The 5741-nt window shown below is 67.3% G+C and carries 7 protein-coding genes; 3 read left to right on the top strand and 4 right to left on the bottom strand.

The window, feature by feature from the left end:
* A partial coding sequence (gene ilvD, locus ACWDTP_RS37015; RefSeq protein WP_450028190.1) for a dihydroxy-acid dehydratase occupies window positions 1-1673 on the top strand: 1673 nt, incomplete at its 5' end.
* On the opposite strand, the gene ACWDTP_RS37010 is transcribed toward ilvD, so the two are convergent.
* Window positions 1618-1809 carry a hypothetical protein gene (locus ACWDTP_RS37010; RefSeq protein ID WP_450028189.1) on the bottom strand — a complete coding sequence of 64 codons (192 nt, stop codon included), beginning with the start codon at window positions 1807-1809 and terminating at the stop codon, window positions 1618-1620. The two genes, ilvD and ACWDTP_RS37010, sit on opposite strands and share 56 nt — an antisense overlap.
* A 44-nt stretch (window positions 1810-1853) precedes the next feature.
* Here ACWDTP_RS37010 and ACWDTP_RS37005 point away from each other — a divergent pair, with 44 nt between their 5' ends.
* Complete coding sequence (locus tag ACWDTP_RS37005; protein ID WP_450028188.1) at window positions 1854-2579, top strand: siderophore-interacting protein; 726 nt, start codon at window positions 1854-1856, stop codon at window positions 2577-2579.
* Here ACWDTP_RS37005 and ACWDTP_RS37000 read toward each other — a convergent pair.
* Both ACWDTP_RS37000 and ACWDTP_RS36995 read right to left on the bottom strand, forming a co-directional pair.
* Window positions 2564-3139 (bottom strand): TetR/AcrR family transcriptional regulator, encoded by a 576-nt coding sequence (locus tag ACWDTP_RS37000; protein ID WP_450028187.1) that lies wholly within the window; start codon window positions 3137-3139, stop codon window positions 2564-2566. The genes ACWDTP_RS37005 and ACWDTP_RS37000 overlap by 16 nt on opposite strands.
* Window positions 3139-4383 carry a cytochrome P450 gene (locus tag ACWDTP_RS36995; protein ID WP_450028186.1) on the bottom strand — a complete coding sequence of 415 codons (1245 nt, stop codon included), beginning with the start codon at window positions 4381-4383 and terminating at the stop codon, window positions 3139-3141. Before ACWDTP_RS36995 ends, ACWDTP_RS37000 begins: the two co-directional genes overlap by 1 nt.
* Window positions 4384-4463: 80 nt before the next feature.
* Here ACWDTP_RS36995 and ACWDTP_RS36990 point away from each other — a divergent pair, with 80 nt between their 5' ends.
* Entirely contained in the window at window positions 4464-5336 is an 873-nt protein-coding gene (locus tag ACWDTP_RS36990; protein WP_450028185.1) for a rhomboid family intramembrane serine protease, read from the top strand.
* Window positions 5337-5343: 7 nt separating this feature from the next.
* Here ACWDTP_RS36990 and ACWDTP_RS36985 read toward each other — a convergent pair.
* The coding region (locus tag ACWDTP_RS36985; RefSeq protein WP_450028184.1) for an FAD-linked oxidase C-terminal domain-containing protein at window positions 5344-5741 on the bottom strand (398 nt) is incomplete at its 5' end.

Raw genomic sequence — 5741 nt, 5'->3', positions numbered from 1 at the left:
CCATCGCCGTCGATGACGGTATCGCTATGGGGCACAACGGGATGTTGTACTCCTTACCGTCACGGGATCTCATTGCCGACTCCATCGAGTACATGGTTGAGGCCCACAAAGCGGACGCATTGGTGTGCATTTCGAACTGCGACAAAATCACGCCAGGCATGCTCATGGCGGCACTGCGGCTGAATGTGCCGACGGTGTTCGTTTCGGGCGGTCCGATGGAGGGCGGTCGCGCGACCATGGTCGATGGTCGAGTCAGGACCGGACTCCATTTGATCGATCCGATGAGTGGGGCCGCCGATACTGCCGTCTCCGACGAAGATCTGGCGCGCATCGAGGAGGCCGCATGTCCGACCTGTGGATCGTGTTCGGGCATGTTCACCGCCAACTCGATGAACTGCTTGGTCGAGGCGTTGGGACTTGCGTTGCCTGGGAACGGTTCGGTGCTCGCGACGCATACGGCACGAAAGGTGCTCTACGAGAGGGCAGGCGCCACGATCGTCGAGTTGACCAAGCGGCATTACCATGCCGGAGACGTTTCGGTCCTGCCGCGCGCCATCGCTTCCCGCGAGGCGTTCCAGAACGCGATGGCGATGGATGTCGCGATGGGCGGGTCAACCAACACCGTGCTGCACCTACTCGCGGCGGCACATGAGGCCGAACTCGACTTCGCCCTATCCGAGATCGACGGAATCTCGCGACGGGTTCCGTGTCTGTGCAAGGTCGCCCCTAACGGTTCCTATCTGATGGAGGACGTTCATCGTGCGGGAGGCATCCCAGCAATCCTCGGGGAATTGCGACGCGCGGGGCTGCTTTCCGAGAAGGTGCACGCCGTGCATTCGCTAACCCTCGACAACTGGCTCGATACTTGGGATATCCGAGGTTCAGCCTCGAGCGCCGAAGCTGTCGAGCTGTTCCACGCCGCGCCAGGTGGACGGCGTAGTTCCGTCGCGTTTTCGCAGTCTGAGCGTTGGGAGAGCCTGGATCTCGATGCGGCGGCCGGGTGTATCCGCGACGTCGCGCACGCGTATTCCCCTGACGGCGGCTTGGCCATCCTGTCCGGCAATCTGTCTCCCGCCGGTTGCGTCGTGAAGACGGCTGGCATTGATGAGAGCCTCTGGAATTTCACCGGACCCGCTGTTGTGGTGGAATCGCAGGAGGAGGCGGTCAGCGCGATCCTCGGAGGGCGCGTCGAGCCGGGGGCCGTCCTCGTCGTGCGATACGAGGGGCCGCGTGGCGGTCCGGGAATGCAGGAGATGCTGTATCCGACTTCATTCCTCAAGGGGCGAGGCTTGGGCAGCGTGTGTGCACTGGTTACCGACGGGCGGTTCTCCGGAGGGAGTTCAGGGCTGTCGATAGGCCACGTTTCGCCCGAGGCCGCCGCAGGCGGCCCGATCGCGCTGGTGCGCGACGGCGACCGGATTGACATCGACATTCGGGCCAGGACGATCACTCTTGATGTGTCTGAGGAGGAAATGGAATGCCGGCGCCAGATCGTTGCGGCGTCAGGGGGGTATCGCCCACAGGCCCGGGTGCGTGCGGTGTCGACGGCGCTTCGTGCCTACGCATCGCTTGTGACCTCCGCCGATCGCGGCGCGATTCGCGATGTCGACGCGCAATTCAGGGATTACGCAGTGCGATCGGGGGGTTCGCCGATGCCAGAAGCTCGACGGTGAGGAACTTCAGCGGTGTCGAGCCGATGTTCTCCAGATCGTGGAGCAGAAACTCGCCCGCGCCGAAGGTGTAGAAGCGGGTCTCGCCGGCTTCATAGTGAACCTCGCGGGTGGTGGGTGCGGCTGCGCGACGGATCAAAATAAGGCTACCCTTACCTAAGAACGTATCGAAGAGGTGAGGATATGACGGAGCAGAAGGCGTCGCGTGGGCTCGAAGGGGCACTGGTCAGGTTGTGGCGTGGTGCCGACTACGAGTTGACGGTCACCGGGCGCACCGAGCTCACGCCGAACTATCTGCGGCTGCACTTCGACGCCCACCGGCTGCTGGCCGAGCGGCGCCTGCACCCCACGATGTGGGTGCGGGGCTGGTTTTCCCGCACTGGAACATCGGACCGGGCCAGGGCGCATCAGCGCGGCTACACGCTGGTCAATCCGGATCCGGCGGCCGGCACCGTGGACATCGACTTCTCCATGCACGACGGGGTCGCGACCGGGTGGGCGGCGGCGGCCCGACCCGGTGACGTGCTCGACGTGACGGTGCTCGGCAGCGACTTCGCCCTGCCCGAGCCGGCGCCGGCCGGATATGTCATCGTCGGCGACACCGCATCGCTGCCCGCGATCAACTCCCTGCTCGACGCGATCGGGGACACCCCGGCGCGGGTGTTCCTGGAAGCCGGTCACGACGACGACCGCGAACTGCCGGTCGGCCACGGCGCCGAGATCACCTGGGTGGACCGCGACGCGGAGGGGCTGCTGGCCGCGGTGAGCGCGTCGGCCTTCGACGCCGCCGACCACTTCGGTTGGGTGGCCTGCAACAACCGGACGACGCGGGCGGTGGCCAAGCTCTTCCGCGAGGAGTACAACATCCCGCGCCGGTCGATCAAGGCGCAGGCCTACTGGGTGGCCTGAGCTCCGACCACGAGCGGCGCCACGAACTCGGTGAGCATGGCGCGTTCGTCGGCCTCATCGGTGCCGGGGAACACCAGCATCGACACCAGCACCCGGACCAGCCATCTGGCCCGCCTGCCGACATCCTCGCCGCCGGTCCCCAGCGATCGCACGAAACCTTCGACGAGCGTCCGGATCACCTCGGAGTGCTCGGCCATCTCGCCGCCGATCGGGGGTGACGCGCTGGCGAACCATGAGGACAACGCCGGGCTCTGCCGAACCGCCCGCAACGCGGTGAGGACGCCCTCGATCAACCGTTGTGACGGGTCGGTCAGACCGGCGACCTGCAGCGTCAGGTCCTCGTAGAGCCGCCGCGCCTCGCGGTGCACATACGCGGTGTAGAGCGCATCCCGGTTCTCGAAGTACCGGTACAGGGTGGCTCGGGAACACCCTGCGGCCGAGGCGATTTCGTGCATGCCGACGGCGGCCGCGTCTTTGCGGGTGAACAGTTCGCCGGCCGCCTCGAGGATGCGGTCGGCTGCCACCTCGGTGCGGCGGGCGGCCAGCCAGTCGCGGCTCATCACCGCCCCGGCCGGAACGGGACCGACAGCGGCCTGCGCACATAGCTGCCGCCCGCCCACACCACCGCATCCAGATCGACCTCGAAATCCGGGTGACGCGAGAGTAATTCGGTCAACGCCACCCGGGACTGCATGCGGGCCGCCGCCGCGCCCAGGCAGAAGTGGGCACCGTGGCTGAAGGTCAGGATGTTGCGCGGTTGCCGCTGGATGTCGAGTTCGGCGGCGTCGGACCCGAATTCGCGTTCATCGCGATTTCCCGACCCGTACAGCAGCAACGTCTTGCGTCCCGCCGGGATGGTGGTGTCGCCGACGGTGACGTCCCGGGTGGTGGTGCGGGCCAGGCCTTGGACCGGGGAGGTCAGCCGGAGGAACTCGTCGACGGCATCGGGGATCGCCCCGGGATCGTCGGCCAGCAACCGCCGTTGATCGGGGTGCTGGTGCAGCAGTTGTACTGCGCCGCCCAGCATTCCGGTGGTGGTGTCATTGCCGCCGGTGACCATGGTGAAGGTGAACGCCAGGATCGACAGGGTGCCCGCCATATCGGAGTCGCCGTCGCCTTCCCCGGCAACCCCGGCGGCGACCAGGTGCGAGATGGTGTCGTCACCCGGTTCGCGGCGGCGCCGCTCGATGAGCTCGGCGAAGTACCCCATCATCGAGGCCACCGCCTCGCCGACGGCGCCCGCGGCGGCAGCGACGCCACCCTCGGCCGCATTGGCCGCGACGATGGCCTCGGTCCAGCCGTCGAACCGGGCCCGATCCTCCTCGGGTACCCCGAGATAGTGCGCGACCACCATCGACGGCAGCGGTTTGAACAGTTCGGTGACGATGTCTCCGCCGCCGTCGGCCCGGAGTCGCTCGAGCCGCTCGATCACGAACTCGCGCACCTTCGGCTCGACCGTCTCGACCTGGCGCGGGGTGAACCCGCGCGACACCAGCTTGCGGAACCGGGTGTGCACGGGCGGGTCCTGCATGACAAACGGCGGATTCTCGGTCAGCCCGATCGCCTCCAGCTCGCCGTAGTTCACCGTCAGGCCCTGGGCCGAGGAGAACGTCTCGTGGTCGCGGGCGGCGGCCCAGATATCGGCGTGCCGGGACAGCACGTAGTAGTCGAGTTCGGGGTGGCCGTCGGGCACGACGTGGTGCACCGGATCGTGGTCGCGCAGCGCCGCGTACATGGCCCACGGGCTGGCCCAGGTGTCGGCGCCGGCGAGGGTGAAAGCGGCGTGAGACAAATCTGCTGTCATGTCTTATGTCTACGACAGTGGACGCATAAGTGTCAATGGAGCGATGTCATCGATTCGGATGCTCGCACTAGGCTCGGCCCGTGAGCTCCCCCTATCCGCCGCAGTCGCCCGCCGAGACGCCGACCTGCTACCGGCATCCGGACCGGCAGACCTACGTCCGGTGCACCCGGTGCCAGCGCTACATCTGCCCGGAGTGCATGCGGGCGGCCGCGGTCGGTCACCAATGCGTCGAATGCGTCAACGAGGGCGCCAAATCGGTGCAGGCACCGCGCACCCAATTCGGCGGGGTCGCGCGCTCGGGGGCGCCGGTACTCACCTACGCCCTGATCGCGGTGAACGTGCTGATGTTCGTGGCGCAGATCGGGTCGGGCAACCTGGAACGCGAACTCACCCTGTGGGCGCCGGGGATCGCCGCGCAGGACCAGTACTACCGGCTGGTGACCTCGGCGTTCCTGCATTACGGGGCCATGCACCTGCTGTTCAACATGTGGGCGCTGTACGTGGTGGGGCCGCCGCTGGAAGCCTGGCTGGGCCGGCTGCGATTCGGGGTGCTCTACGCGTTGAGCGGGCTGGGCGGCTCGGTGCTGGTCTACCTGATCTCACCGCTGAACACCGCGACGGCGGGCGCGTCGGGCGCCATCTTCGGCCTGTTCGGGGCGATCTTCGTGGTGGCCCGCAAGCTCAACCTCGACGTGCGCTGGATCGCCGCCGTCGTCGGCCTCAACCTGGCGTTCACCTTCATCGGGCCGGCCCTCGGCGCGGGCTCGATCAGCTGGCAGGGCCACGTCGGCGGCCTGGTCACCGGCGCGCTGGTGACCGCCGCATTCGTCTACGCCCCGAAAGCCCGGCGCGCCGCCGTCCAGGCCGGTGTCTCGGTGGCGGTGACGCTGCTGTTCGCCGCACTGATCTGGTGGCGCAGCGCCGATCTGCTCAGCCAATGGGGGATGGGTTAGACCGCCCTCAGATCGCTGCGCCTGGGTTGAGGATGTTGCCGGGGTCCAGCGCCCGCTTGATCCGCTGATTCAGCTCGACCGCATCGGGCCCGATCTGGCTGGCCAGCCACGGTTGTTTGAGCCGGCCGACGCCGTGCTCACCGGTGATGGTGCCGCCGAGTCCGACCGCGAGTTCCATGATTTCGCCGAACGCTTGTTGGGCTCGTTGGGTCATGGCGGTGTCGGTGGGGTCGAAGACGATCAGTGGGTGGGTGTTGCCGTCGCCGGCGTGGGCGATCACTGAGATCAGGACGTCGCGGTGGGCGGCGATCTTGGCGACCCCGGCCACCAGGTCGGCGAGTGCGGGTAGTGGTACTCCGACGTCCTCCAGCAGCAACGTGCCTTTGGCTTCGACGGCCGGGATGG

This window comes from Mycobacterium sp. NPDC003449 (assembly GCF_053588415.1).
Note: the sequence above shows the minus strand (reverse complement) of the source record. Positions and strands in the feature narration are given on the sequence as shown.

Excerpts from the sequence above, each read along its gene's own strand:
- ACWDTP_RS37000 (WP_450028187.1), bottom strand. The coding sequence starts at position 3,139 with ATGAGCCGCGACTGGCTGGCCGCCCGCCGCACCGAGGTGGCAGCCGAC.
- ACWDTP_RS37005 (WP_450028188.1), top strand. The coding sequence starts at position 1,854 with ATGACGGAGCAGAAGGCGTCGCGTGGGCTCGAAGGGGCACTGGTCAGG.
- ACWDTP_RS36995 (WP_450028186.1), bottom strand. The coding sequence starts at position 4,383 with ATGACAGCAGATTTGTCTCACGCCGCTTTCACCCTCGCCGGCGCCGAC.